This window comes from Streptomyces sp. DSM 116793, from assembly GCF_057320905.1.
On the sequence record NZ_CM170494.1, the window covers coordinates 524,267 to 548,807 of the forward strand.

General features: G+C 72.8%; 25 protein-coding genes. 10 read left to right on the forward strand and 15 right to left on the reverse strand.

Going from position 1 to position 24,541, the window contains the following annotated elements:
- Positions 1-939: 939 nt before the first annotated feature.
- The 7 genes from ACSMXW_RS02285 to ACSMXW_RS02315 all read right to left on the reverse strand — a co-directional run bounded on the left by ACSMXW_RS02285 (position 940) and on the right by ACSMXW_RS02315 (position 7,394).
- On the reverse strand, positions 940-1,437 hold the full coding sequence (locus tag ACSMXW_RS02285) for a hypothetical protein (protein WP_485803602.1): 498 nt from the start codon (positions 1,435-1,437) through the stop codon (positions 940-942).
- Positions 1,438-1,946: 509 nt separating this feature from the next.
- Positions 1,947-2,642, reverse strand: coding sequence for a uracil-DNA glycosylase (gene ung, locus ACSMXW_RS02290; RefSeq protein WP_485803603.1), 696 nt, complete (start codon positions 2,640-2,642; stop codon positions 1,947-1,949).
- 108 nt (positions 2,643-2,750) lie between these two features.
- Complete coding sequence (locus tag ACSMXW_RS02295) at positions 2,751-4,331, reverse strand: ABC transporter substrate-binding protein (RefSeq protein ID WP_485803605.1); 1,581 nt, start codon at positions 4,329-4,331, stop codon at positions 2,751-2,753.
- 151 nt (positions 4,332-4,482) lie between these two features.
- A complete protein-coding gene (locus ACSMXW_RS02300) occupies positions 4,483-5,238 on the reverse strand; it encodes an SDR family oxidoreductase (RefSeq protein WP_485803607.1) in 756 nt (251 codons plus the stop codon).
- Between the two features lie 18 nt (positions 5,239-5,256).
- Positions 5,257-6,018, reverse strand: a complete 762-nt coding sequence (fabG, locus tag ACSMXW_RS02305) for a 3-oxoacyl-ACP reductase FabG (RefSeq protein WP_485803609.1) — start codon at positions 6,016-6,018, stop codon at positions 5,257-5,259.
- Between the two features lie 168 nt (positions 6,019-6,186).
- Positions 6,187-6,570, reverse strand: a complete 384-nt coding sequence (locus ACSMXW_RS02310; protein ID WP_485803610.1) for a DUF3037 domain-containing protein — start codon at positions 6,568-6,570, stop codon at positions 6,187-6,189.
- The gene (locus ACSMXW_RS02315) at positions 6,567-7,394 is read right to left on the reverse strand and encodes a HipA family kinase (protein WP_485808570.1); all 828 of its coding nucleotides are present in this window, start codon (positions 7,392-7,394) and stop codon (positions 6,567-6,569) included. Before ACSMXW_RS02315 ends, ACSMXW_RS02310 begins: the two co-directional genes overlap by 4 nt.
- Before the next feature lie 210 nt (positions 7,395-7,604).
- Here ACSMXW_RS02315 and ACSMXW_RS02320 point away from each other — a divergent pair, with 210 nt between their 5' ends.
- Positions 7,605-8,099 (forward strand): cupin domain-containing protein, encoded by a 495-nt coding sequence (locus tag ACSMXW_RS02320; RefSeq protein ID WP_485803612.1) that lies wholly within the window; start codon positions 7,605-7,607, stop codon positions 8,097-8,099.
- 181 nt (positions 8,100-8,280) lie between these two features.
- Here the strand turns inward: ACSMXW_RS02320 and ACSMXW_RS02325 are convergent, their stop codons facing one another.
- Positions 8,281-9,054, reverse strand: a complete 774-nt coding sequence (locus ACSMXW_RS02325; protein ID WP_485803613.1) for a DUF6461 domain-containing protein — start codon at positions 9,052-9,054, stop codon at positions 8,281-8,283.
- An 819-nt stretch (positions 9,055-9,873) separates the two neighbouring features.
- On the opposite strand from ACSMXW_RS02325, the gene ACSMXW_RS02330 reads away from it, so the two are divergent.
- Positions 9,874-11,088, forward strand: coding sequence for a cytochrome P450 (locus tag ACSMXW_RS02330; protein ID WP_485803614.1), 1,215 nt, complete (start codon positions 9,874-9,876; stop codon positions 11,086-11,088).
- Positions 11,089-11,138: 50 nt separating this feature from the next.
- Entirely contained in the window at positions 11,139-11,342 is a 204-nt protein-coding gene (locus tag ACSMXW_RS02335; protein WP_485803615.1) for a ferredoxin, read from the forward strand.
- Between the two features lie 136 nt (positions 11,343-11,478).
- Here ACSMXW_RS02335 and ACSMXW_RS02340 read toward each other — a convergent pair whose 3' ends face one another.
- Together ACSMXW_RS02340 and ACSMXW_RS02345 are read right to left on the reverse strand one after the other, a co-directional pair.
- Entirely contained in the window at positions 11,479-12,093 is a 615-nt protein-coding gene (locus ACSMXW_RS02340) for a TetR/AcrR family transcriptional regulator (protein ID WP_485803617.1), read from the reverse strand.
- Between the two features lie 355 nt (positions 12,094-12,448).
- A complete protein-coding gene (locus tag ACSMXW_RS02345) occupies positions 12,449-13,393 on the reverse strand; it encodes an NADP-dependent oxidoreductase (protein WP_485803618.1) in 945 nt (314 codons plus the stop codon).
- Between the two features lie 341 nt (positions 13,394-13,734).
- Between ACSMXW_RS02345 and ACSMXW_RS02350 the strand changes: the two genes are divergently transcribed.
- Positions 13,735-14,193: a Rieske (2Fe-2S) protein gene (locus ACSMXW_RS02350; RefSeq protein ID WP_485803619.1), complete on the forward strand. Its 459-nt coding sequence runs from the start codon at positions 13,735-13,737 to the stop codon at positions 14,191-14,193.
- A gap of 61 nt (positions 14,194-14,254) precedes the next feature.
- Here ACSMXW_RS02350 and ACSMXW_RS02355 read toward each other — a convergent pair whose 3' ends face one another.
- On the reverse strand, positions 14,255-15,187 hold the full coding sequence (locus ACSMXW_RS02355) for a LysR family transcriptional regulator (protein ID WP_485803620.1): 933 nt from the start codon (positions 15,185-15,187) through the stop codon (positions 14,255-14,257).
- A 74-nt stretch (positions 15,188-15,261) separates the two neighbouring features.
- On the opposite strand from ACSMXW_RS02355, the gene ACSMXW_RS02360 reads away from it, so the two are divergent.
- A complete protein-coding gene (locus ACSMXW_RS02360; protein ID WP_485803622.1) occupies positions 15,262-16,392 on the forward strand; it encodes a DMT family transporter in 1,131 nt (376 codons plus the stop codon).
- A gap of 27 nt (positions 16,393-16,419) precedes the next feature.
- Here ACSMXW_RS02360 and ACSMXW_RS02365 read toward each other — a convergent pair whose 3' ends face one another.
- Complete coding sequence (locus tag ACSMXW_RS02365; protein WP_485803624.1) at positions 16,420-17,748, reverse strand: aminotransferase class I/II-fold pyridoxal phosphate-dependent enzyme; 1,329 nt, start codon at positions 17,746-17,748, stop codon at positions 16,420-16,422.
- Between the two features lie 125 nt (positions 17,749-17,873).
- Between ACSMXW_RS02365 and ACSMXW_RS02370 the strand changes: the two genes are divergently transcribed.
- Together ACSMXW_RS02370 and ACSMXW_RS02375 are read left to right on the forward strand one after the other, a co-directional pair.
- Positions 17,874-18,536: a pyridoxamine 5'-phosphate oxidase family protein gene (locus tag ACSMXW_RS02370; RefSeq protein ID WP_485803626.1), complete on the forward strand. Its 663-nt coding sequence runs from the start codon at positions 17,874-17,876 to the stop codon at positions 18,534-18,536.
- Positions 18,536-19,177, forward strand: coding sequence for an FMN-binding negative transcriptional regulator (locus ACSMXW_RS02375; RefSeq protein ID WP_485803627.1), 642 nt, complete (start codon positions 18,536-18,538; stop codon positions 19,175-19,177). Before ACSMXW_RS02370 ends, ACSMXW_RS02375 begins: the two co-directional genes overlap by 1 nt.
- 152 nt (positions 19,178-19,329) lie before the next feature.
- Here ACSMXW_RS02375 and ACSMXW_RS02380 read toward each other — a convergent pair whose 3' ends face one another.
- The 3 genes from ACSMXW_RS02380 to ACSMXW_RS02390 all read right to left on the reverse strand — a co-directional run bounded on the left by ACSMXW_RS02380 (position 19,330) and on the right by ACSMXW_RS02390 (position 22,240).
- On the reverse strand, positions 19,330-20,289 hold the full coding sequence (locus tag ACSMXW_RS02380; protein WP_485803629.1) for a DMT family transporter: 960 nt from the start codon (positions 20,287-20,289) through the stop codon (positions 19,330-19,332).
- Positions 20,290-20,742: 453 nt separating this feature from the next.
- Positions 20,743-21,285, reverse strand: coding sequence for a peptidase (locus ACSMXW_RS02385; RefSeq protein WP_485803631.1), 543 nt, complete (start codon positions 21,283-21,285; stop codon positions 20,743-20,745).
- A gap of 337 nt (positions 21,286-21,622) precedes the next feature.
- Positions 21,623-22,240, reverse strand: a complete 618-nt coding sequence (locus ACSMXW_RS02390; protein WP_485803633.1) for a PadR family transcriptional regulator — start codon at positions 22,238-22,240, stop codon at positions 21,623-21,625.
- 408 nt (positions 22,241-22,648) lie between these two features.
- On the opposite strand from ACSMXW_RS02390, the gene ACSMXW_RS02395 reads away from it, so the two are divergent.
- The 3 genes from ACSMXW_RS02395 to ACSMXW_RS02405 all read left to right on the forward strand — a co-directional run bounded on the left by ACSMXW_RS02395 (position 22,649) and on the right by ACSMXW_RS02405 (position 24,524).
- Entirely contained in the window at positions 22,649-22,840 is a 192-nt protein-coding gene (locus ACSMXW_RS02395; protein ID WP_485803635.1) for a DUF1059 domain-containing protein, read from the forward strand.
- A 147-nt stretch (positions 22,841-22,987) separates the two neighbouring features.
- The gene (locus ACSMXW_RS02400; RefSeq protein ID WP_485803637.1) at positions 22,988-23,797 is read left to right on the forward strand and encodes a PhzF family phenazine biosynthesis protein; all 810 of its coding nucleotides are present in this window, start codon (positions 22,988-22,990) and stop codon (positions 23,795-23,797) included.
- 124 nt (positions 23,798-23,921) lie between these two features.
- Positions 23,922-24,524, forward strand: coding sequence for an NUDIX hydrolase (locus ACSMXW_RS02405; protein ID WP_485803638.1), 603 nt, complete (start codon positions 23,922-23,924; stop codon positions 24,522-24,524).
- Positions 24,525-24,541: the final 17 nt, after the last annotated feature.

The window sequence follows — 24,541 nt, forward strand, 5'->3', positions numbered from 1 at the left end:
CACTCGGAGTACACACCTGTTCGAGTGTTCACTCGTGCGGTCCATCCGACCCCCATACACCCCCAGAAAAGGGGCATGACACAGCAGAGTTACCCGAGTGCACAGAACCACGACATCGGCGGCGCTCCTGATCGCCGCGGCGGTCTCGGCCGTCACGGCCTGTGTGACCGTGCAGCCACCGCCGGGCCCGGTCCAGCCCGCCTCCTCTCCCCCGACCCGGCCGGGTCTGGCACCGGGCCCCGCCCCGGGCCCGGACCGCGCGAGGCCGCCGCGGACGGTTCGGGCGCCGGCGCTCGAGGCACTGGAACGGATGGCCCGCGAGCGTCGCCCCCGGGCCGGTGAGCCGCGGCGGGGCGTGCGACCGAGGGGCGGTCAGCCGGGTGCGCACGGACACGTGGGCGCGCCGAACGGTGGCGCCCGTCGGCCACGGATCGGGGCGCCGCCCGCGGGCGGGTACGCGTCGCATCCAGGGGCGCCGGCGCCTGGCGTGCGGGCTCCTGGCGCGCCGGTGCCTGGCGCGCCGGTCCCACAGTTTCCACCGGTTCCGATTCCGATCGGACCCGCGGGACCGCTCTGGGTGGCCCCGCCGGGGACCGGCACCTGCCCCTTCGGCACGGCGAACGGCCGCCGGTCCCCGAGCGGTGGCGGGACGGCGGGGTGCGGCCCGGCGGGGGTGTGGCCGTGAGAAGGGTGTAGCCCCGGGGAGTGGGTGCCCCCGACGCACCCGCGGCGCACCACCGGTGGGGGAAGAACGTGATCCCACGGGGGAGGGTGCGGCCGGAGGGGGAGGGTGCGGCCGGGGGAACGATGCGGGCCCGGGAACGGTGTGGGCCGGAAGGGCGGTGTGGGCCCGAAGGGCGGTGCGGGCCCGAGGAGCGGTGTGGGCCCGAAGGGCGTGAGCCTGAGCGGGAGGCACCGGCCGCCGCCGAGGCGCCGACGTCATGTCGACTTGTCGGTGAGCTTCCGCTCCAGGCGGCCGATGGCGGCGCGGACGCCGTCTCCGTACCGGTCGTCGCCCAGGTCGGCGACGGCGCCGCGGGCGCGGCGCACATGGCTGCGCGCCGCCTCGGTGTGGCCGAGGCGGTCGTAGTCAGCGGCCAGGTTGAGGTACAGGGCGGGGAGGAAGGCGCGGACGGCGGGCGGGCCGCCTCGGACACCCGGGGCGGACGGCGGTCCGGCCAGTTCCTCCGCGGCCGACAGGGCGCGCAGGTCCCAGGCCAGTTCGTCGGCGGGGTCGTCCTGGGTGTCCGCCATGTAGTGCGCGAGAGTGCATCGGTGGATGGGATCGCCGTTATCACCGATCTCCGCCCAGAGGGCCAGGAAGCGGCCGCGCGCCTCCTCGCGGTCGCCGCCGTGGTGCAACATGACCACTTGGCCGATTCTGGTCATCAGCCTGTCGTCGGTCGTGCGCCGCGCGTCCTCCTGATACTCCGCCACCGCGTCCTCCACGCTCCGGCCCGCGACACGGCCGCCCGCTGCCGCCCTGCCGCCGCCCCATCACCCCGCTGTCCACCGCCACCGACAATGGCGCGAGCCGGCCGCCCTCCGCATCCGGGACTGGGCCAGCACGGTGACGGCGACGCTCCGCCAGCCGTGCCACCGCCCTGCCGCCGACGTCGCCTCCCGGCGCCCCACCCTGCCGCGCCACCGCCGGCCGCCCGTGCCGCAGCCCGCCGGTGCCCGAAGCGCGCAGCGGCTCCCGAACCGCACCGACCGACCAGGCTCCGTGATGGGGCGGAGCCCTCGTCGGACCCGGTCGAGCATGGCGCCCGCCGCCGCGGACAAGGCAGACCGGCGCCTCACGATCAAGCCTGGGCGCGGGCCTCCGGGGCCTCGGGGGCCTCCGGCGCCTCGGAGGCCTCGGGGGCCCATGCCTGCGGTAAGCGGTGAGCGGTGAGCGGCAAGGGGCGCGGGCGCGCGGCTCACCGGGCGGCGGCGCGCCCGCCCTACTTCGCGGTCGTCCCCAGATCGGGGATGCGCCATGAGATCGGCGTGTGCCCCTGCTCGGCGACCGCCTTGTCGATCTGGGTGAACGGGCGGGAGCCGAAGAACTTCCGGGCGGAGAGGGGCGAGGGGTGGGCTCCCTTGACGACGGTGTGCCGCTTCTCGTCGATGAGCGGGAGCTTCTTCTGGGCGTAGTTCCCCCAGAGCACGAAGACCGCCGGGTCGGACCGCTCGGCCACCGCGCGGATCACCGCGTCCGTGAACTTCTCCCAGCCCTTGCCCTTGTGTGAGTTGGGCTCGCCGGCGCGGACGGTCAGCACGGCGTTGAGCAGCAGGACGCCCTGGCGGGCCCAGGGCATCAGGTAGCCGTTGTCCGGGATGGGGAGGCCAAGCTCGTCATGGAGCTCCTTGTAGACGTTCCGCAGCGACGGGGGCGTCTTGACGCCGGGGCGCACCGAGAAGCACAGGCCGTGCCCCTGGCCCTCGCCGTGGTAGGGGTCCTGGCCGAGGATGAGGACCTTCACCTGGTCGAAGGGTGTGGCGTCGAGGGCTGCGAACACCTCCTCGCGCGGCGGGTAGACGGGACCCTTCGCCCGCTCCTCCTCCACGAACTCGGTGAGCTGCGCGAAATACGGCTTCTGCAGCTCCTCGCCGAGGACGCCGCGCCAGGACTCGGGCAGCATGGCGGTGTCGGTCACGTCAACTTCCTCCGGGGTACGTCCACTTGGCGGCCGCGTGGATCCTGCGGTCGCCGTCAGGACACAGAACCTACCGGCGACCACTGACACTCGGCCGGTACCCCCGTCCTACCAGCTCGTCTTCCTGCCCAGCTCCCACATCTCCATGATCGATCCCGAGTCGAAGGCGCTCTCGGCACCGGAGATGTCGTCGCCGGCCGCCACGAACAGTCTGCTCTGCCACAGCGGCAGCAGCCGGGCGTCCTGCTCCAGGATGTCCTGGGCCTGCTCGAACTGCTTGACGGTCTCTCCGCGGTCGCTCTGCTCGCGGGACGCCGGCAGCAGCTCGTCGGTGATCTTCGGGGAGTCGTAGGGGGTGCCCAGGGCGTTCTGCTTCCCCACGAAGGGCGAGACGAAGTCGTCCGGGTCGGGGAAGTCCGGCGACCAGCCGCGGCCGAACACCGGGTACTCGCCGTTCTGGTAACCGGCCTCGAACCGTGTCCACGGACGGCTCTTCAGGGTCACCTCGAACAGCCCGGACTCCTCCAGCTGCCGCTTGATCTCCTGGAACATCGGAGCGGTCGCCGAGCCGTACCGGTCGGAGGTGTACCACATGGTGAGCGGGACGGGCTCGGTGATGCCGGCGTCGGTGAGGATCGCACGGGCCTTGGAGGCACTGGGGGCGCCGTAGTCGTCGAAGAACCCGGCGGTGTGGCCGAGGACCCCCTTCGGGATCATCGAGTAGAGCGGGTCGACCGTCCCCTTGTAGACCTTGTCCGCGATGGCGCCCCGGTCGATGAGCTGGGCGACCGCCCGGCGCACCGGGAGCTTGCGCGCCCAGGGGTCCTTCGGGTTGAAGACGAGGTAGCTGGTCTCGGTGCCGGCCTCCTCGATCAGCTGGATGCCCTCGTGCGACCGGTCGCCCTGGAGGGCGACGATGTCGTCGGCGGCCAGACCTCGGACGGTGACGTCGATCTGCTTCTTCTTCAGGGCCCGGACCATGTCGTGCGAGTCCTGGAAGTAGTGGATGGTGGTGGCGTCGTTCTTGAGGTGGGCAGGCCCCTTGTAACGGGAGTTCTTGGTGAGCTCGGCCTTCCTGCCGGGCACGTAGTTCTTCAGGGTGTAGGGCCCGGACGCGGTGATCCGGTTGCCCTTGCGGACGGCGTCGGCCGGGTAGTCCGCGGGGTCGACGATGGACATGGCGGGCGTGGCGAGCACGAAGGGGAAGGTGGCGTCGGCCTTCTTGAGGTGGAAGACCACCACCGAGTCACCCTGGGTCTCGACGCTGTCCAGGCTGCCCAGCAGTCCGGCAGGACCGCCCGGCACGTTGATCCGTCCTATCCGGTCGATGGAGTACTTGACGGCTTTGGCGTCGAGGGTGTCCCCGTTGGAGAACGTCAGGTCAGGCCGGAGTCTGCAACGGTAGGTGCGTTTCCCGGCGTCCGTGAACGTACAGCTCTTCGCGGCGTCCGGCTTGGGCTGCGTGGCACCGTCGGGGTAGGCGAGCAGCGTCTGGTACACGTTCCGGAACAGCTCCCAGGAGCCGTCCCAGGACGCCGCGGGGTCCAGTGTGCTGGGGGCGCTGGTGGTCCCCACGGCGATCCGGTGTCCATCACCGGCGTCGTTTGAGGACATGAGCCCACATCCGGCAAGCACGGATATGGAGGCGGTCGCCGCGATGGGCCGTACACAACGGATCCGGTTGAACACGCGCTCTCCTCGATCAGGCACGCCATGAGTCGGCCGACGATATCGCAGGGCCGTACCGCCCGGTCCGGCGCGTCCGGTGCGGGTGTGGTGGCCGCCGCATCGCCCAACACGTCGGTGGAGAAGAGCGCGTGTCCCGGTGTCAGCCGGCCGGTCAGCCGACTCCCGCGTTCAGGAAGATGCCACCGTCCACGACGAGGGTCTGGCCGGTGATCCAGTCCGACTGGTCGGAGGTGAGGAAGGCGGCGGCGCCCCCGACGTCCTCGGGCGCGCCGAGCCGGCCCAGCGGGTAGGCAGCGGTGACCTCCTCCTCGCGGCCCTCGTAGAGGGCCTTCGCGAAGCGGGTCTTGACCACCGCGGGCGCGATGGCGTTGACCCGCACGCGCGGCGCGAACTCATGGGCCAGCTGGAGGGTGAGGTTGATCATGGCTGCCTTGCTCATGCCGTAGGCGCCGACGAAGGGAGACGCGGAGACGCCCGCGATGGAGGCTATGTTGACGATCGCGCCGCCGTTCTCCTTCTGCCATGCCTTCCAGGTGCGCTGGGCGAAGCCGAGTGCCGAGAGGACATTGGTCTCGTACACCTTGCGCGCCACGCCCAGATCGAGGTCGGCCATCGGCCCGAACACGGGGTTGGTGCCGGCGTTGTTCACCAGGTAGTCGATCCGGCCGAAGGTCTCCATGGTGCGCTCGACGGCGAGCGCCTGGTGCGCCTCGTCGTGGGCCTTGCCGGGCACGACGAGGACGCGGTCCGCGCCCAGCTTCTCGGCGGCCTCCCTGAGGGCGTCCTCGTTGCGGCCGGTGATGCAGACCCGGTCGCCGCGGGCGACCATCGCCTGCGCCACGCCGTAGCCGATGCCTCGGCTCGCGCCCGTGATCAGGGCGGCCCTGCCGCTGTCCTGCTGTGTCATCTGGGGTGTTCCTCGCGATCAGTTGAGCGGTCCGCCGGCCACGTACATGACCTGGCCGGAGACGAACCCGGCCGCGTCGCCGGTGAAGAAGGAGATGGCGTTGGCGACGTCCTCGGGCTGCCCGACGCGCTGGACGGGGATCTGCGTGGCGGCGGCGGCCTGGAAGTCCTCGAAGCCCATGCCGACGCGCTCGGCGGTGGCCTTGGTCATCTCGGTGGCGATGAACCCGGGCGCGACGGCGTTGGCGGTGATGCCGAACTTGCCCAGCTCCTTGGCGAGGGTCTTGGTGAAGCCCTGCATGCCGGCCTTGGCCGCGGCGTAGTTGACCTGGCCGCGGTTGCCGAGCGCGGAGGACGAGGACAGGTTGACGATACGGCCGAACGAGGCGTCGACCATGTACTTCTGGGCCGCGCGGGTCATCAGGAAGGCGCCGCGCAGGTGGACGTTCATGACCGTGTCCCAGTCGGACGCGCTCATCTTGAACAGGAGGTTGTCGCGGAGCACACCGGCGTTGTTCACCAGGATCGTCGGCGCCCCGAGGTCGGTGGCGATGCGCTGCACCGCGGCCGCCACCTGCTCCTCGTCGCTGACGTCGCAGCCGACCGCTTGTGCCCTGCCGCCGGCGGCGGTGATCTTGTCGACGGTGTCCGTGCAGGCGCCCTCGTCCAGGTCGATCACGGCCACGGCACGGCCGTCCGCTGCCAGTCGTACCGCGGTGGCGGCGCCGATGCCACGCGCGGCGCCGGTGACGATGGCGACGCGCTGCTCTGTGGTGGGCATTCTGGTTCTCCTCGTTCCCCTCGTCCTGGGACAGCCGGTCCGGTACGGCGCCCGCCGGGTGAGCGACCGCTTAGTACCTACGGTAGGCGTGACGCTAGAAGGCCGGGCATCCGGTGTCAACGGCCCGCCGGCCGGCGTGCCCCTTTCACCTCGCGGCGTGCGCCGGGCTCACCGCACCAGCAGGTCGAGCAGCCGGTCCGCCTCCGCCTCGGGATCGTCCGTCAGCCCGGTGTGCACGGGACCCGGCTGGACGACGGTGGAGCGGGGCGCGATCAGCCACCGGAAGCGGCGCCCCGCGTCGTCCCGGCCGGCCTGGCCCGCTTCGTCGCCGCCACGGCAGACCCGTTCCACGGCGCGCAGGGCGGCTCGCACGCCCGTGACGTCCGCGGCGGGGTCGAGGGCCCTCAGCCTGGCCTCGTCGAGGTGGGTGCGCGCGGCCACATATCCGTGGGCGCGGCAGTAGACGATCACACCGGCGTTGATCCGCTCGCCCCGCTCCACCCGCGGTACCACCCGCAGCAGCGCGTACTCGAAGACGTTCCGGTCGCTCATGTGGCCTCACCGGTGGGTGCGGGGGCGGGCTGCAACCAGCCCGACGACTGTGGCGGACGGCCGCCGGCGGGCCGGCCCAGGGTGATGGTTTCGTGGACGGTGGCGGCGCGCGCCAGGAGCGCGGAGGCGTAGGCCTCGCGCACCTCGTCGGGTCCCGCGAAGCCCGCCTCGTCGGCCAGCCAGGCGTCGGGGATGTCCGCGGTGGCCTCGGCGAGCAGCTCCGGCGTGACCCGGGGGGCCAGCTCGGCCGCCGCCGCGGCGACATCGGGGGCGAAGGCGGCCAGGGCGTGGTCGGAGGCGTCGTAGGGGCGGGCGGCGGCGGCCCGTGCGGCGGGCCAGTTGTGGTGCCAGATCATGGTGGCGCCGTGGTCGATCAGCCAGAGTTCCCCCTGCCAGACCAGCATGTTGGGGTTCCGCCAGGACCGGTCGACATTGCCCACCCAGGCGTCGAACCATACGATCCGGCCCGCCTGGCGGGGGTCGACCCCGTAGGCGAGGGGATCGAAGCCGAGCGCGCCGGAGAGGTAGCCCACGCCCAGGTTCAGCCCCCCGCTCGCCTTGAGCAGGTCCTGCACCTCGGGGTCCGGCTCGCCGAGGCCGAGCACCGGGTCGAGCCGGACGGTGACGAGCTCCGGGACGCGCAGCCCGAGGCGCCGGGCGAGCCGCCCGCAGATCACCTCGGCGACCAGGGTCTTGCGGCCCTGTCCCGCGCCGGTGAACTTCACGACATAGGCGCCCCGGTCGTCAGCCTCGACAAGGCCGGGGAGCGATCCCCCCTCACGCAGGGGCGCGATGTAGCGGCTTACGGCGACTTCGGTCAGCATTTTCCCAGTGCTTCCGGCCTCTGGCATGAAGTGAGCATAGTAACCGAGGGTGACAGCTGTTGAGGCATGCCCGAGCCACCGCGCAGCAAGGCTTCTCCCCTGTCGCTGCTTGGACTGGGACGAACCGGCGGACGAGGGTCTGCTGGAGCATGCGTGCCCGCGGCCGGTGGTACAGGATGGAGGGCATCGGCAAGGCCCCGAGGAGTCACCATGACCGACCTGCCCGCCTACCCCTCCGCGCCTGTGCTGACCGACCCCCGCACTCAGAAGGCGACAAGACTTCTGAGCTCGCTGGTCCGGATCCGTGCCGGTGGAGAGCACACGGCGGGCACCTTCGCTCTCCTGGATCACCAGGCGGAACGCGGTTACGCGACGCCCAGGCACGTCCACGACCGCGAGGACGAGATCTTCTTCGTACTGGACGGCAGCGTCCGCTTTGTGGTCGGCGACGACGAGTACACGGCGGGCCCCGGGGTCGTGGCCGTCCTGCCCCGCCGCCTGCCGCACGCACTCGTCGTCACCTCGCGGACCGCGCGCCTTCTCAATCTGGTGATGCCCGCGGGGTTCGAACGATTCGTGATCGAGGCCGGCACTCCACCGGAGGCACCCCTGGAGGGCCCGCCCGGCCCGCCCGACACCGAGGCCCTGAGGACCTTGGGCGCCCGCTTCGGCATCGAAATCGTCGGTCCCCCGCCCACACCCTGAGGCGCCGGCGACACGGTCGACGTGATCCCGCCTCACCGGTCCGAGGACGGCGGACCGGAGACGGCGCGGTTGATCTTCTGATCCCGGGACAAGGGCGAGGCGGGTCTCGCCGAGGTCGCCTGTCGCCTCCGGGTACGACCGTGTCCGCTGTGCGGCCGCTCGGCTGGCACGGCACGCCTCGTCACCATGTGCCGAAGACGGCGCCCAGGCGTTTCCCCGCGAAGTGTTCGGGGCTGGGGCCGATGCCGGCCATCAGGCAGGCGATCTCGATCGGTGGCGGGAGGAAGTCGCCGGTGTCCTCGCGGTACACGCCCAGGCCGATCTGCTGCATGAACGGCACCATCGCGTCGGGGGCCGTGCCGTCGGGCGCTGGCGCGCCGCTGTCCAGGAGGTCGGAGTCGTCGTCCTGGTACGCCGCGACCGTTTCCCCGTCCCGGTACCAGGCGAAGACGCGTTCGCCGTCGAAGCCCTCGTGGTAGACGATGGCCTGGGTCCGCGCCGACGCCTCCGGCGCGCGCTCCATGCCTTCGATCCCGCACGGTTCGATCACCATGACCCAGTCGTCGATCGGCACGGCCAGCGCGCACATGACCAGTTCGCCGCTGTCGGGGAAGGCCGCGGAGACGACTTCCTCGTAGGTCATCGGCCTGATCGTCCCGGGACCGGCGCCCAGCCGGAGCAGGGCCTCACGCTCGTCGACCCGCTCCATCCACGTGATCGTGAAGGGACCGGAGAGGTCCAGCACGCCGAACCAGTCCGTCGCCATTCCGCTGCCGGCCGGGCGTACCGGCTTGGCGTTCTCCTCCGCCTCCCGGCGGGCGTACTCCCGGTGGAGTTCGGCGAGCCGAGCCTCCTCCGCGGCGGTCCCGCTGTCGTAGACCTCGGAGCCGTCCTCGCTCAACAGGACCACGTCGCCCTGGTTGCGCACGACCACCGCGGACACCGCGAACGACATCGGATCGAGTCGAAAGCGGCCGGTCCACCTCTGCAGGACCGTGGAGTCGGTACCCGCACGCAGCACGCCGTCCCGTCCGAGGGATATCGCCTCACCGGGCTTTCTCCACCGGGGCGCACACCGCTGCCGCCACCGCTGACGGGCCATGACGATGCCACACGCCGGGGGGTGGACGGCGCCCGGCTCATCGATGCCGGCCCGGTGCGGAAGAGCCCCGGCTGGATGCGGTGTTGCCGGTGGCTGATCGGACGCCACCGTCGCACGTCCTCCATGCCGCGGGCGGTGGCCACCGCCCGCGGCATGGAGGAATCCGGCCAACTCACCGGCGCTTGAACCGCCCACTCCCGGCGGCTGCCCGCACCACGACAGCCCGCCCCGTCCGCCCCACCGACCCGACCGGTCGGCGCGCGGTCGCGCCGGAAACGGAGAGTGTGAAGGCCGGGCAGGGGGCGAAGTCGGCTTCGGGGGACGGCGGAACGCGGTGGACGGCGTTCCGGCCGGATCGCGGCCACACTTCCGATAGCCGGGTATCAGTTGTGTTACGCTCCGCACAACAGATAGTCAGGTATCACTTACCTGGTGGTGGGCTGGCGCCACCTGCGGAAGGGCCACCTCATGGGGCGAGCGGAACGGCCGGGCAGGGGTGCCTGCCGGCCACCCTGCCGCAGGGGCCGCCCGGCGCCCGTCCGCAGCCAGGGCCGCTCCCGTCGCGGAACGGGCGCTCGCGCCCCACCGCGCCGCGCCACCGCACCCCGCGCTTCCCGGCGGTGGTGCAGCAGACGGAACACCGATCCGGCACGAGCCCCGCGAGGAGAGACCATGACCGCCCCCACCTCCGCACCGCAACTGCCCTTCACCCGCCCCAATCCCCTGGACCTCGCGCCGCTGTTCGCCCTGCTGCGCGACCAGGGGCCGCTGGCCCGGGTGACGACCCCCGCCGGAGATCCGGCCTGGCTGGTGACGGCCTACGACGAGGCCCGCACGATCCTGAGCGACCGCCGCTTCGGCAAAGCCCACCCCGCCCCCGAGAAGGCGTCGAAGATCTCCGGCGCCGCGATCCAGTCGGGGCCGACCGGCAGCTTCGAGGACGAGGAGCGCGAGCACGCCCGGATGCGTAAGGTCCTCACGCCCGCGTTCTCCGTCCCGCGCATGCGACGGCTCAGCAGCCGGATCCAGGAGCTGACCGAACGCTGCCTGGACGACATGGAGCGCGCCCGCGCCGAGCACCCGGACACCCCGGTCAACCTCCACGACCTGCTCTCCTTCCCGCTTCCCGTGCAGGTCATCTGCGAACTCCTCGGCGTGTCCCAGTCCGACCGCGACCTGTTGCGCGACTGGTCCGAGCGCATCGGGGCCCTCCACGGCGGTGCCGACGCCCAGGCGGCGATGGCGGACTTCCAGGCGTACATGGGCCGGCTGGCCGAGACCAAGCGCGAACACCCCGGACAGGACGTCGTCACCGACATCCTCAAGGTGCAGGCCGAGGATCCGACCTTCACCGAGGACGACATGACCCGGCTCGCGGCAGGTCTGCTCTTCGCCGGCCACGAGACCACCTCGACCCGCATCGACTTCGGCACGCTGTTCCTGCTGAGCGAACCCGCCCGGCGCGACCGCTTCGCCGCCGACCCCGAAGGACTCGTCCAGCAGACCGTGGAGGAGATCCTGCGCATGTCCGCCCCCGGCGGACTCGGCCTCATGCGCTACGCACGCGAGGACGTGCGGATCGGCGCGGTCACCATCGCCCGCGGCGACGCGGTGCTCGTGGCGATCAACGCCGCCAACCGGGATCAGGCGGCGTTCACCGAGCCGGACACGTTCAACCCGGACCGCACGCCCAACGCCCACCTGGCCTTCGGGCACGGCGGGCACTACTGCATCGGCAACGCCCTGGCCCGCACGGAGATGCGCATCGCCTTCACCGCCCTCTTCCGGCGCTTCCCCGGCCTGCGCCTGGCCGCGGATCCCCACACCCTGCGCGAGCACTCCGAGCGCCTGACCGGCGGTGTCAGCGCCGTCCCGGTGCTGTGGTGACCACGGTCCGCCCCGAGGGCGCCCGGCCGGACGACCGTTCAGGAGACACCATGCAGGTGGAAGTCGACCGGGACAGGTGCGTCGCGTCCGGTCAGTGCGCCCTGACCGCGCCCGAGGTCTTCGACCAGGACGACGACGAGGGGAAGGTCGTCGTCCTCGACGCCGCCCCGGCACCCTCGGCACACGGCCGGGCCAGGCAGGCCGCCGCCATGTGCCCGGGGACGGCCATCTCCGTGCGCAACGACCCGCAGTAGGCGAAACCGCAGCAGGCGAAACCGCGGTAGGCGAAACCCGCACGAAGGGAACGCGGTCCGGCGGAGGCTGGAGTCTCCGCCGGACCGTCCCGCCCCAGCGTTCGGGAGGCCCAGTGTCCGGGAGGTCCGGGAGGTCTCAGCGCTCGGGAGGCCTCAGTGCGGGGGCGGGGCAGGGCAGCGGGCCGGCGGCCGCCGGCGAGAGCCCGTCGAGCACCAGGGCGACGTAGCGCCGCCATCCGCCCGTGGCGGGGTCCATCGTCCACAGCACGCTGACCAGCATGGCCATGATCCTGCGCAGATCCTCCGGCACGAGGTCCGCGCGGATCACCCCGGTCCGGCGGCCACGCTCCACGAGCAGGTCCAGGGCCTCGAAGAAACGGTCGCCGACCTCGCCCGTCAACTCCCCCGCGTTCCGCGCGGCGGTCAGCACGTTGTAGTCGCGGACCGCCGACGACAGCGCGGCCTCCATCACCAGCGCCAGGCCGCGACGCGGGTCCGTGTCCTCAAGGGCCCGGCCGACGGCGGGCATGACCTGTTCCGCGAACTGCTGGTCCAGCACCGCGCGCAGCAGGGCCCCCTTGTCGGGGAAACGCCTGAACAGCGTCGCGATCCCCACACCGGCCCGCCGCGCGATCTCGTCCAGCGAGGCCTCGGGCCCCCGCTCGGCATAGACCTCACGCGCGGCTCTGACGATCTTCTCCGAATTACGCGCCGCATCGGCGCGCAACGGCCTGCGGGTCTGGGTCGGCATCCTGTCATGCTAGCAAGTGATAGTTGACCATCGCTTTACGTCGACGGTGGCCGCACCCGCACGGCGCCGTGGGAGTTCCCCGCCGCGCCGGGTGGCCGGCCGTCCCCGCCGGCGCCGGGTAGCGCGGTGACGCGCACGGTCGCCTCCGGCCGCCGGTGTCCGCGGTTCCAGGACCGGGCTCGGGCGGCTGCCGTGCAAGGCCGCCAGGCCGCCAGGCTGGCAGGCCGCCAGGGTCGCTGACCGGGCCGGGCTTCGCGCGCCGGCGCGCAGAGCGCCGGCGGCGCACACCGCCCCGGTGCCGGCGAGCACCGTGCACGTCGGCGCCACGGCGCCATGGAGTGCGGCGAACCGGCCTTCAGTCCCCGAACGTGAGGACCAGACGGCCCCGGATGCCTCCGGCCGCCAGCCGCCGGTGGGCCTCCGCGGCCTGCGCGGCGGGATACGTGCCGGCGACCCGCAGTGTCAGCCTGCCCTGCTCGACGAGATCCCGTAGCTCGTCGAGCTTGGCCCGCTCGGTGGCGTACTCGCGGACCTGTACCGGGTGGTAGGTGATGCCGCGCGTGCGCGCGCCGGTGTAATAGCGGACCGTCGCGATACGGCCGCCGTCGCGCACCGCGCCGACCACCTTGTCGTCCAGGACGGCTCCGTCGGCGAGTGCGTCCGCTCCTTCGGGCACGGCCCGGCGGATGTACTCGGCCACGTCGTCGCCTCGGTCGACGATGATGTCCGCCCCCAGCTCCCGTACCAGGTCCCGGTCGCGCGGGGCGGCGTCGGCAACCACGCGCAGTCCCTCCGTCCTGGCCAACTGGACCACATAGCCGCCGTACACGCCGGCGGCCCCGGTGACCGCGATCGTCTGCCCGGCCCGCAGGCCGAGCAGATCGAGGGTCATCCGCGCGGTGAGCCCGTTCATGGGCAGCGTCGACGCGGCGGCGTCGTCGGCACCGGCCGGGGCCCGTACCACCGAGTCGGCGGGCAGCACCACCTGCTCCGCGTAGCCGCCGTGCGAGCCCCGCGGCACGACGATGCCCATGACGTGCTCGCCCACGGCCAGGTCGGTCTCGGTGCCCGGGCCGATTTTCTCCAGCACTCCGGCCACGTCCATCCCGACCACGTACGGTGCCGCGTCCTCCCGCATCTCCCGTGCGCGGGCGCCGCTGCGCCGCACGGTGTCCGTCGGGCTCACCGCCGCAGCACGCACCCGTACCCGTACCTCGCCGGCTCCGGGCTCGGGAGTGGGCAGCTCCACCTCATGAAGTACGTCGGGACCACCGAACTCGGTAAAACCAATTGCCTTCATGACCTCAGCCAATCACGCCCGGCGCTCCGGGGGAAAAGCCCGGGTGAGGCCGGTTCTCGCCGCGGCGTCGAGCTCCAGAGATCACTTTCAGGTCCCCGAGCCTTGGTGCCTCGCACGGCCGAGCCCCTGAGCCTCGTCTCCCCCACTGGCCGCGCGCGGGGCGGCCGACGGCGCGCGGCAGGAGCGCGGCGAGCGCACGGGTGCACGGGCCGTTGCCGAGGATGCCGGAAGCGCGTTGAACACCCGGCCGCGGCCGTACGTACTCCATACGTCGCCGCTGTCACTCGGCACCGGCGTCACGCACGGCACACGCACACGCACAAGCCCGGAGGCAGGCACGTATGAGCCTTTCGCAGGAATCCCTCTCTTCCCCGTCCCGCCGGACGGTCGTCGCAGCGGCCGGCGCCGCGGGGCTGGCCGCCACCCTTGCCGCATGCGGCGGATCCAGTGATTCCGGCTCCGCCGACTCCGGGTCCGGGTCCGGTTCCGCCAAGAGCCCCGACAAGGAGACCGCGAGCCCGCTGGCCAAGACGACCGACATCCCCGAGGGTGGCGGGAAGATCTTCAAGGACCAGCAGGTGGTGGTGACCCAGCCGACGAAGGGCGACTTCAAGGCGTTCACCAGCACCTGCACCCACCAGGGGTGCACGGTGTCGAGCGTGTCCGGCGGCACCATCAACTGCCCGTGCCACGGAAGCAAGTTCTCCATCGAGGACGGCAGTGTGAAGCACCCGCCGGCGACGTCGCCGCTGGAGGCCATGAAGATCCAGGTCTCCGGCGACGAGATCAAGCTGGCCTGAGCACCCGGCCGCCCGCACCGCCCGGACCAGGGAGGCGGGGCGGACGGGCCGGGAGTGGCGGTCAGGGCGGCGGGGGGCCGCCGCCGTCCTGACCGTCCGTCGCGTGTGGGGTGCCCCGCAGTGCGGCGACCGCGGCGCGGATGGACGGACGCCGGTCGGCGTCGGCCCGCCAAACGACGTAGACATGCCGGTGCACGCGGTGCCGCACCGGGACCGTACGCACCCCAGCGGGTACCGGACCGCGGCCCAGGCGCGGCGCCACACAGACCCCGAGCCCCGCGGCGACCAGCGCCAGCTGTGTGTGGTGCTCCTCCGCGCGGTGCACGATGTGCGGCTCGAAGCCCTTGGCACGCAGCGTGGACAGCAGCCACTCGTCGCAGAACTGGCCCTCCGGCCAGGTGATCCACTCGTCGTCCGCCAGCTCTTCCAGGTCGACCTCCGTCCGGTCCGCGAGCGGGTGCCCCTCGGGCATCGCGACGTCCGCCGGGTCGTCGAGGATCGCGGCCTTCAGGAGGCCCTCGGGCAGCGGCAGGGGCTTGTCGTGCCAGTCGAGGACGACGGCGAGGTCCTGATCGCCGCGGATCACGCCCCGCACGCCGTACTCGGGCTCCCGTTCCTCGATGCGGACCCGCAGGCCCGGGTGCCGGGTGCGGAGCGCGGCGACCGCGGACGGCAGCAGGCCGCGGGCGGCCGTGGGAAAGGCCGCGATGCGCAGCTCGCCCACGGCCTGGCCGCGGTGCGCCTCCAGGTCCGCCTGGGCCAGCTCCACCTGGGAGAGGATGCGCGCGGCGTGCTCGGAGAGCAGCCGGCCGGCGTCCGTGAGGCGGACCCCGCGCCCGTTCTTGGCGACGAGTTGCTGCCCCACCTCGCGCTCCAGCTTCGTCATCTGCTGGGAGACCGCTGACGTCGTGACGTGCAAGCCCGCCGCGGCACCGCTGACCGAGCCGTGCCGGGCGAGGGCGTCGAGAGTACGGAGGCGCTCCAGGTTCAACACGTAAGCGATGCTACGCGATACATGGAATGAAATCTCACTTGTACTAAGACGTCGCCACACCCATGCTGGCGGATATGACCGTCACTCCCCGTGCCACCGTGCGCCTGCGCCCGTCCGCCGCCACCGGCTCGGGGCCCGCCGGCGCCACCGCCGGAGCAGGGCCCGCCGCCTCGGCCCCGGCCGCATCCGCAACCCCGGGTGAGGCCACCACCGGGGCCGCCTCCGCCGCTGCCGGTGAGGCCGGCGCCACGCCCCCGCCCACCGCCGGGCGTGCCGCGCTGGACTGGCGGCTCCGCTTCGGTCTGCTCTCGCTCATCTGGGGCTTCAGCTTTCTCCTGATCAAGGTGGGCACCGAGGCGTACGCACCACTCCAGGTGACACTGGGGAGGCTGTTCTTCGGTACGGCGGTGCTCGCCGTGGCGATGGTGGTCAAGCGCGAGCGGCTGCCGCGCGGACCCCGCACCTGGGGTCACCTGGCGGTCGCCGCCTTCCTGCTGAACGCCCTGCCCTTCTCGCTGTTCGCCTTCGCGGAGCTGACCATCCCGTCCACGCTGGCCGGGATCTGCAATGCGTCGTCGCCGCTGTGGGGCATGGCGCTGTCGCTGGTGGCGCTCTCCGAGGACCGGCCCACCCGGCGCCGGGTCGCGGGCCTCGGCCTCGGTTTCCTCGGCGTTCTGACGGTGCTCGGCGTCTGGCAGGGCTTCAGCGGCCTGGACGTGCGGGGCACGGCCCTGGCCCTGCTCGCCTCGCTGAGCTACCCCGTCGGGTGGATCTACGTCCGGCGCACCCTGGCCGGCGCCCGGCACTCCCACCTGTCGATGACGGGCGGTCAGCTCCTCATGGCGACGGTGCAGCTCGCCGTCGTCACGCCGCTGTTCAGCCCGGCCCCCGCCCGCCTCGCCGTGGCCCCGCTGCTGGCGGTGGTCGCGCTGGGGGCGCTGGGCACGGGGTTCGCGCTGCTGGTGCAGTACGGGCTGGTGCACGAGGTCGGCCCGACGACGGCGCAGATGGTCACGTACTTCATTCCGGTGATCGCCACCGCCGCCGGCGTCGCCGTGCTCGGCGAGTCCCTGACCTGGTCGACACCGGTGGGCGCCGCGATAGTGATCGCCGGCGCGGCGCTCACGCAGTCCCGGCCCAAGCAGGGCACGCCGCCCGCGCGCGACGGCGGCGCGGAGGCGGCCGGCGTGCGGGCTCAGTCGTAACGACGGGCTCAGTCGTAACAGCGGGCATCAGTCGTAACGTCGTGCGGGGGCGGGGCCGAGGGCGTCCGCGACGGCGTCCGCCATCCGCCCGATGTCGTCCCCGGTCAGTTCGGAGACGGTGATCCGGATCCCGGGCGGGGAAGCGAGCCTGAAGGCCGCGCCCGGCGCCACCGCCCACCCGGAGTGCAGCAACCGCGCCACGGCACCGGTCTCGTCCCGCACCGGGACCCAGACGTTCATGCCGCTGCGCCCCCGCGCGGGCACGCCCCGCTCGGCGAGCGCCGCGATCAGGGCCGTCCTGCGTGCGTCGTAGGCGGCAGCGACCGACGGCCCCACCGCCTCCCGCTCCCACAGGTGGACGACGGCGCGCTGCTGGAGGCGGCTGACCCACCCGGGGCCGAGCCGCTGCCGCCCCAGCAACCGGTCGACGGTGACCTCGTCACCGGTGAGGACGGCCAGCCGGAGGTCGGGGCCGTGCGCCTTGGCGACGGAGCGGACCAGCGCCCAGGTCCGCGCGGCGGTGGCCAGCGGGTGCAGCGGGAGGCCGACGATGTCGTGCCCGTGGTCGTCCTCGATGAGCAGCACGTCCGGGTGGTCGGCGAGCACCGCCCGCAGCGCGTCGGCGCGCTCGGCGCTCACCGAACCGCCGAGCGGGTTCTGCGCCCGGTCGGTGACGACGATCGCGCGTGCCCCGCCGCGCAGTGCCTGTGCGGCCGAGCCCGGCAGCGGCCCCTCGTCGTCGACGCGGAAGGGGACGGTGCGCAGCCCGAGCGCCGGGACCAGGTCCAGAAGGGCGGCCCAGCCCGGGTCTTCAACGGCGACCGCGTCACCGGGCTTGAGGTGTGCGACGAGCACCCGCTCGACTGCGTCCAGCGCCCCGGAGGCCACCGCGACCGGGCCGGGCGGCACGCCGTCGGCGTCGAAGGCCGCCCGTGCCCGGCGGGCCAGCTCGGGTTCCACTCCGCTCTCGCCGTACAGCACGGGGCGGGCGTCGGCCTCCGCCGCTGCCGCCGCGAAGGCCTCGGCGAGCGGGGGCAGCAGGGCCGGGTCGGGGTTGCCCTGGGAGACATCACGCACCCCGGGCGGGGCGGCGACCCGCGCCAGATCACGGGAGGTCGTCGCCGGTCTGGGCCGGACGCGGGTACCGCGGCGGCCCGCGGTCTCCACGACGCCCCGGTCCCGCAGGGTGCGGTACGCGGCCGCCACCGTATGCGGATTGACGCCCAGCCGCTCGGCCAGCTCCCGCATCGGCGGCAGCGCGGCGCCGGGCGCCAACTCGCCGGTGCCCACCGCACGTTCGACGCTGCCGGCGATCTCAGCTGCGCGCCGGCCCCTGATCGGATACTCTTCTAGCACAAAACCAATATTGCGCTAGTACAAAACCGTTGGCAAGCGAGCAAGCGATCGGGGTGCCCGGTGCGCCCGGCGTCCACCGCACGCCCCCCTTCCGTTCACAAGCCCCGGCCCGCGAGGGAAGACGCATGCCGAACCAGTCCGCTTACGCACCCACCGACCGCACCGTCCCCACTCGTTCCCGCGAGCGCGCCGTGTATGACCGCGCGCTGGTGCACGCGATACTCGACGAGGCGTACGTCTGCCACCTGGGCTTTGTGCGCGACGGCGCCCCCGTGGTGCTGCCCACGCTGTTCGGCCGCGTCGGCGAGCGCCTGTACCTGCACGGATCCACCGGTTCGCGCCCGCTGCAGATGGCCGAGCGCGCGGACACCGGTCTCCCGGTCTGTGTGACCGTCACGCATGTCGACGGCCTGGTGCTGGCCAGGTCCGCCTTCCACCACTCGGTGAACTACCGCTCGGTGGTGGTGCACGGCACCGCCCACCAGGTGACCGACCCGGATGAGAAGCGCACCGCCCTGGACGCGCTGGTGGACCATGTCGTACCCGGCCGTGCCGCAGACACGCGCCCCGGGAACGCCAGGGAGCTGGCCGCGACCGCCGTCCTGCGCCTGGACCTGACAGAGGTCTCCGCCAAGCTGCGCACCGGCGGTCCGGACGACGACCCGGAGGACCTCTCCCTCCCGCACTGGGCCGGGGTGGTGCCGCTCCGCAAGGGGTACGAGGCGCCCGTCCCCTCAAAGGACCTGCACGGCGCGGTCGCCGTGCCCGACTACCTGACGGTGCTGTGATGCTGATCCATCCCTGGGACGCGCCCCACGACGACGCCGAGTGGCGGGCCTGGCTCGCCGACCACGACTTCGGGCAGCTCGCCGTGAACGGCCTGCCCGGCGAACCCCCGCACGTCCAGCCGCTGCACTTCGCCTATGACGCCGGGCGCGGCCCGCAGGGCGAGGTGATCACCCATCTGGCCCGCCCCAACCCGATCTGGCACGCTCTGGAGTCCGACCCCGAGGTGCTGCTGAGTGTGGTCGACGACTACGTCTACGTGCCGGGCCCCTGGCAGGCGGCGCACGGCACACCGCCCGAGCACGGCGTGCCGACGAGCCTGTACGCGGCCGTCCAGCTCCGCTGCACCGCCCACATCGTGGACGACGCCGCCCAGAAGGCGGACCTGCTCAACCGCCAGGTCGGGCACTTCCAGCCGGCCGGCATGTCGGCCCCGGCCGCCGTGGGCGAGGCTCCGTACGGCCGGATGCTCCCCGGTATCCGGGGGCTGCGGCTGGAGGTGACGCAGGTGCGGGCCAAGTTCAAGTACGCCACGCACAGGGAGCCCGAGGTGCAGGACCAGATCGTCGCCGGCCTCGCGGAGCGGGCGGGCGCGCGCGACTCCGCGGCCCGCGCGCACCAGCTTCGGCGGCGTGGGGGGTGAGGTGCCGGTGCCCGGGTCTTCCGGTGCCCCGTTCTTCCGGAGCCGGGTGACCGGTGCCGCGGGGTGGCCGGTGCCGGGGTGGCCGGTCTCCGGTGCCGGGGTGACCGGTGCCGGGGTGGCCGGTCTCCGGTGCCGGGTGGCCGGCGGCGGGCTCAGGCCGCCGGCGTCTCCCGTTGCGCGGCCGCGCTTCTGGCCTCCGCCACGGCCAGGCCCCCGACGGCGACCAGCATGAGCAGTGTCCCGGCCACCGTCGGCACCGTCAGCCGCTCTCCCAGCAGGGCGACGGCGAGCACGGCGGCGCTGACCGGCTCCAGGAGCATGATCACGGAGACGGTGGCGGAGCGCACGACGGCCGCGCCCGCGAAGTACAGCCCGTAGGCCAGCGCGGTGGGCACCGCGGCGATGTACACCAGCAGGAGCACGACCCGGCCGGGGTGCGCGGTGTGCGGCACCAGCCCCTCGGCCAGGGCGAAGGGCAGCAGGCAGAACACGGCCATGGCGAACACCCATGCGGTCGTACCCGTACCGTCTCCGCTGCCGTTCCGTCCCCACCGGCGCGTCACCAGCGTCATGACGGCGTACCCGGCGGCGGACAGCACGGCCAGCACGATGCCCCAGGGCCGTACCGTCGCATGGCTGCCGCCGAGCACCAGCACGGCAAGCCCGGTCAGGGCCCCGGCGACGGCGGCGGTGCCACCGAGGCCGAGCAGCTCCCCCATGGTGATGCGGGCACCGAGGGCGATGAGGACAGGTCCGGCCCCGAGGGTCACCACGGTGGCGACGGCGAGCCCGGTCGTCTCGACGGCCGCGAAATAGGCGGTCTGGAAGACGGCGAGCGCGACGCCGGTGACGGCGACGCGCAGTGCCTTGCTGCGCCGTGGCTCATGCCGGATCACGCGGGGCCTTTGCCGTAGCGGCCGGGCGGCGAGCAGCAGGGCGTACCCGCCGAGGCAGCGCCAGAAGGAGAGGGCGATCGGGCCGAGGTCACCGGCCCGGTAGAGCAGCGACGCGGCCGCGCCGGCGGTGCCCCAGGCGACACCGGCGACGACCAGATAACTGAGACCTCTGCCCGTGGACAGGCTCGGGGCAGCAGGGGATACGGCATTCGACACGTGGATTCTCCGCAGAGGTGCAGAAGTTCGGATGGCGCCCCGTCAGGGCGTGGACTTCCTCTGCGGGCAGCACCGTTCGGCCCGGCCGGTCGGCCGGGCTGCGCTCCGGAGGGCCCGCGTCAGCGGGCCGGGGGCGGAAGAACGAGTGCGTCGGAATGCATGATCGACACTGTACGGGCGGGCGGGCGCAGCGACAACCGCTCCGGTCTCCTCCCCTACGACCGGCGATCTCGTGGCGGGTCCGGCCGCTCCCCACGCCTACGGCCGGCGGTCCTGTGGGGAGGAGGGGTCACGCAGCCCGGTCGGTCCGCACTCCGTGGGGGAGTGGCCCGGAACCCGTCATGTGCGCCGCCCCGGACGGAACACCTCGCGTCCGGAGGACGTCGACCCCGAGACGGCCGTCCGGAGGACGTCGACGCCGAGGCCGCCGGCCGGGCGGAGCGGGGGGAACGGCTAAACCCCGATGTCTTCCTCGGCCTGGCCGCCGTCCTCGGCCGCCTCGACGCGGGACTCCAGTTCCGCGGCCCGCACCCCGGCCCGGCCGAGTACCTCGACGGCGCGGCACTCCGTGTCCGCGGCGAGCGCGACCAGGAGGTCGAGGCCGCGTGCCTGTGCGTCGCCGCGCTGCTCGGAGCGCTTCCGCGCGGCGTCCATGGCGAAGGCGGCGGCGGGCGACCAGCCGGCCTCCCGCACCACCGGCACGCTGCCGGAGTCCTCCACCGAACTCTGCCACTGCAGGCCGTAACCGATGCTCCGCTGGACCAGGTAGCCGAGCAGCCGGGCCAGGACGGCACCGTCGAAGACAAGCCGCACCTGCGGGTCGGACTCCAGCAGGGAGTGCAGCAGGTGAGCGGTGTCGATCTGACTGTCCCCGTCCCGCGCGGCGCGGCGGCGGGCGCCTGCCATCGCGGAGAGCAGCTCGGCGCTGAGCCTCGCGTCGAGCTCGACACGGTTGGGTCCGCGCTCGGCGGGCTGACGCGGAATACGGGGTGGCACTCCCCTACCCCATCAGCCCCGTGCGGTCAGGTCATCAGCGGGGGGAAGCATTCTCACGTCCAACACAGGGTGGGCATCCATACGTGGGATCTCCTTCTCAAGGATGACTTCCGGCCCGCGGTGACCTTACCTGTGCGCGCCTCCTTACCACCGGCCCGTGTGTTCGTCCGCGCGGTCAGGGGATTGCCACGGCGGCAGGCGCCCCGCATATTCTCGCGGGACGCCCGCCTGCACGCCATACGGAGCGCGCGTTTCTGCTCACCGCGGACTCACCTCCTGCTCGCTTTCTTGCCATCCGGAGGCGGGCCCTACCTGCCGTACCCCGAGGGCCCGGCGGTCACTCCTCGCCGGCGAGGATCAGGTAGAGCCGCTTGCGGGTGTCGTTGATGACGGCCAGGGCCTTGTCGCGCTGGTCCTTGTCGCCGGTCTTCCAGACCTGCCCGAACGCTTCCATCAGGCCGAATCCGGCCTGCCTGATCTCGTTCAGCGTCTCCCAGTCGACACCGCGGCCGGCCTCCTCCCAGGGCGCCTCCGAGCCCTGGTCCGCCGCCTCGCGGCCCGCGTCGGTGAGCGAGAACAGCTTCTTGCCGCCCTCGCTGGCGCTGGTGATCAGGCCCTCGTCCTCCAACAGCTGGAGGGTCGGGTAGACGGAGCCGGGGCTGGGCTTCCACGCCCCGCCGCTCCTCTCGGCGATCTCCTGGATCATCTCGTAGCCGTGCATCGGGCGGTCCTTCAGCAGGGCGAGGATCGAAGCGCGTACGTCGCCGCGCCGCGCCCGCCCCCGTGGTCCGCCACGGCCTCGACCGCCCCAGGGGCCGCCGGGCCCGAAACCACCGGGCCCGAAACCGCCGGGGCCGAAGGGCCCGAAGGCGGCACGGCGCCGCTCGAAGCCACCCCGACCGGGGTGACCGGGACCGCAACCACCATGCCCGTGCTCAGGTCCATGTGGACGCATCGCCATCGCTCCTCTCATCGTTTCGTCGATCGCTTTGATCGATCGCGATGCGTCAAAGATATATCGGTAATGCCGAGAACGCAAACAGATCAAGAGCGAGAACAGGTGACGTTCATCCTCTATATATATGTATGTCGGACATATCCGATGCTCGTACCTGACGCCGTTCGCCCGTCACGGATTCCGGCAGCTCCTCGCGGCCCTCGCGGCCTCCGACCTCGGCGGCGGGCGGGCCCGACCGATGCCGATCACCTCGGGCCTCGTGACAAGGCCTCTTGTCGCGAGTTCGCATGCGGCCTGCCCGGGCGTGTCCGCCGCGGTTCCCTCGACCCACTCGGTGTCGGACCGGCGACGGACCCGGGTGCCTGCCGGGTCGCGGATCTACGCTGGGGAGTGAGGAGGTGTGTCATGCGAAAGGTAGCCGACTGCCGAGACATGCCCAGCGAGACGAAGTGCACCCTCGCCATCTCCGGTGAGGAGGAGGAAGTCGTCCGCGCCGCCGCGGAGCACGCCGCTTCCGCGCACGGCCACGAGGACACCCCCGAACTACGGGAGCAGATCCGCTCCGGCCTGAAGGACGAGGCGCCGCAGCACGCCTGAGCCTGGGGCGCGCGGCATCCCCCCGCGCGCTGGGGTGTCCGACGGGCACGGGAAACCGCGCGACCGGCCACGACGAAACTCCCGCCAAGGCCAGAACACCGGAATTGGCCTTGGCGGCGGATCCCGGGAGCGGCCTACCGTCTCCCCATGCGGATTCGAATCGTGGACGCCTTCACCGACCGCCCCTTCGCGGGCAACCCAGCCGGCGTGGTCCTTCTGGACAGCTTCCCCGACGACGCCTGGCTCCAGCAGGTGGCCTCGGAGGTCAACCTCTCCGAGACCGCCTTCGCGCACCCGCTGCCCGCGGGCGGTGACACGGACTGGGCGCTGCGCTGGTTCACGCCCGTCACCGAGGTCGACATGTGCGGGCACGCCACGCTGGCCACCGCGCACGTGCTGCACACCACGGGCACCGCCGAGGACCGGATCCGCTTCGCCGCACGCTGCGGCACCCTCGTCACGGAGCCCCGCGCGGACGGCGCCATCACCATGGACTTCCCGACCGCGCCGCTCACCGAGGTGGCGGTGCCCGACGGGCTGGACACCGCGCTGGGCGCCAAGCCCCTGAGCGCCCACGACACCGGCCCCCACGTCGGGGACCTGGTGATCGAACTGGCCGACGAGGCGACCGTGCGCGGCCTCGCACCGGACCACCGTGCCCTCGTGCGGCACTCGGACCGCGGCATCATCACCACCGCCCCGGCCGCGGCCCCGTCCTCCCCCTACGACTACGTGTCACGCTGCTTCTTCCCCAAGGTCGGCATCGACGAGGACCCGGTCACCGGCAGCGCCCACACCGCCCTCGCCCCCTTCTGGTCCCGCCGTCTGGGCCGCACCTCCCTCACCGGCCTCCAGGCCTCCGCCCGCACCGGCCTGGTGCAGACCGAGCTGCGTGCCGAGCGCACCCTCCTCACCGGCCACGCGGTCACCGTCATCGACGGCGAACTCCTCGCCTGACGGCCATGCCGGGGCGCTCTCAAACCAGTTGACGATCATCCGCCGGCATCATTACGGTCACCGCCGGGTGCCCGACGCATGCGACGCGGTTCCCGCCACGCCGACAGTGAGGAAGGCTCCGGTGGTGACAGGCTCACTTGCCGAGGTGCTGGCCGGTCACCGGCCCCGGGGCACCGAGGAGGCCGCAGACCTCGACCGTGCCCGGGACCTGCTGTCGGCCGGCGATCCCTGGCAACGCGAGAGTTACCCGCACTTCACGGCGTCCGCCCTGATCGTGCACCCCGAGACCCACCGCACCCTGCTGCGCTGGCACGAGCGCCAGGGCGCCTGGCTCCAGATCGGCGGTCATGCGGACCCGGGCGAGTCACGCCCGCTCGACATCGCGCTGCGCGAAGGCGCCGAGGAGACCGGCCTCACCGACCTCGTGCCCTGGCCCGACGCCTCGCTGGTGCACCTGGTGATCGTCCCGGTGCCGGCCTCGGCGAAGGAGCCGGCGCACGACCACGTGGACCTGCGCTTCCTGTTCGCCACCCGCGCCCCGGAGACGGCCCGCCCCGAGCGGCCCACCGCGCCCTTGCGGTGGCTCTCCCTTCCGCGGGCGCGGGAGACGACGACGGAGGCCAACCTCCGCGAGACACTGGACCGCGCCGAGCAGCTCCTCGATGCGGCCGGGGGCGACGCGGCCCGGTACCAGGACGGCACGGCCCCGCCCGACCCTGTCCCCTGACCCGACCGCGGGCACGC

What these genes read in the sequence shown, in the direction of transcription:
- ACSMXW_RS02310 (WP_485803610.1), bottom strand. Translation starts at nt 6,570, where the DNA reads ATGAGCGACCGGAACGTCTTCGAGTACGCGCTGCTGCGGGTGGTACCG.
- ACSMXW_RS02345 (WP_485803618.1), bottom strand. Translation starts at nt 13,393, where the DNA reads ATGAAGGCAATTGGTTTTACCGAGTTCGGTGGTCCCGACGTACTTCAT.
- ACSMXW_RS02350 (WP_485803619.1), top strand. Translation starts at nt 13,735, where the DNA reads ATGAGCCTTTCGCAGGAATCCCTCTCTTCCCCGTCCCGCCGGACGGTC.
- ACSMXW_RS02360 (WP_485803622.1), top strand. Translation starts at nt 15,262, where the DNA reads ATGACCGTCACTCCCCGTGCCACCGTGCGCCTGCGCCCGTCCGCCGCC.
- ACSMXW_RS02335 (WP_485803615.1), top strand. Translation starts at nt 11,139, where the DNA reads ATGCAGGTGGAAGTCGACCGGGACAGGTGCGTCGCGTCCGGTCAGTGC.
- ACSMXW_RS02370 (WP_485803626.1), top strand. Translation starts at nt 17,874, where the DNA reads ATGCCGAACCAGTCCGCTTACGCACCCACCGACCGCACCGTCCCCACT.
- ACSMXW_RS02330 (WP_485803614.1), top strand. Translation starts at nt 9,874, where the DNA reads ATGACCGCCCCCACCTCCGCACCGCAACTGCCCTTCACCCGCCCCAAT.
- ACSMXW_RS02300 (WP_485803607.1), bottom strand. Translation starts at nt 5,238, where the DNA reads ATGACACAGCAGGACAGCGGCAGGGCCGCCCTGATCACGGGCGCGAGC.
- ACSMXW_RS02375 (WP_485803627.1), top strand. Translation starts at nt 18,536, where the DNA reads ATGCTGATCCATCCCTGGGACGCGCCCCACGACGACGCCGAGTGGCGG.
- ACSMXW_RS02340 (WP_485803617.1), bottom strand. Translation starts at nt 12,093, where the DNA reads ATGCCGACCCAGACCCGCAGGCCGTTGCGCGCCGATGCGGCGCGTAAT.
- ACSMXW_RS02315 (WP_485808570.1), bottom strand. Translation starts at nt 7,394, where the DNA reads ATGCTGACCGAAGTCGCCGTAAGCCGCTACATCGCGCCCCTGCGTGAG.
- ACSMXW_RS02400 (WP_485803637.1), top strand. Translation starts at nt 22,988, where the DNA reads ATGCGGATTCGAATCGTGGACGCCTTCACCGACCGCCCCTTCGCGGGC.
- fabG (WP_485803609.1), bottom strand. Translation starts at nt 6,018, where the DNA reads ATGCCCACCACAGAGCAGCGCGTCGCCATCGTCACCGGCGCCGCGCGT.
- ACSMXW_RS02325 (WP_485803613.1), bottom strand. Translation starts at nt 9,054, where the DNA reads ATGTCGTTCGCGGTGTCCGCGGTGGTCGTGCGCAACCAGGGCGACGTG.
- ACSMXW_RS02390 (WP_485803633.1), bottom strand. Translation starts at nt 22,240, where the DNA reads ATGCGTCCACATGGACCTGAGCACGGGCATGGTGGTTGCGGTCCCGGT.
- ACSMXW_RS02395 (WP_485803635.1), top strand. Translation starts at nt 22,649, where the DNA reads ATGCGAAAGGTAGCCGACTGCCGAGACATGCCCAGCGAGACGAAGTGC.
- ACSMXW_RS02320 (WP_485803612.1), top strand. Translation starts at nt 7,605, where the DNA reads ATGACCGACCTGCCCGCCTACCCCTCCGCGCCTGTGCTGACCGACCCC.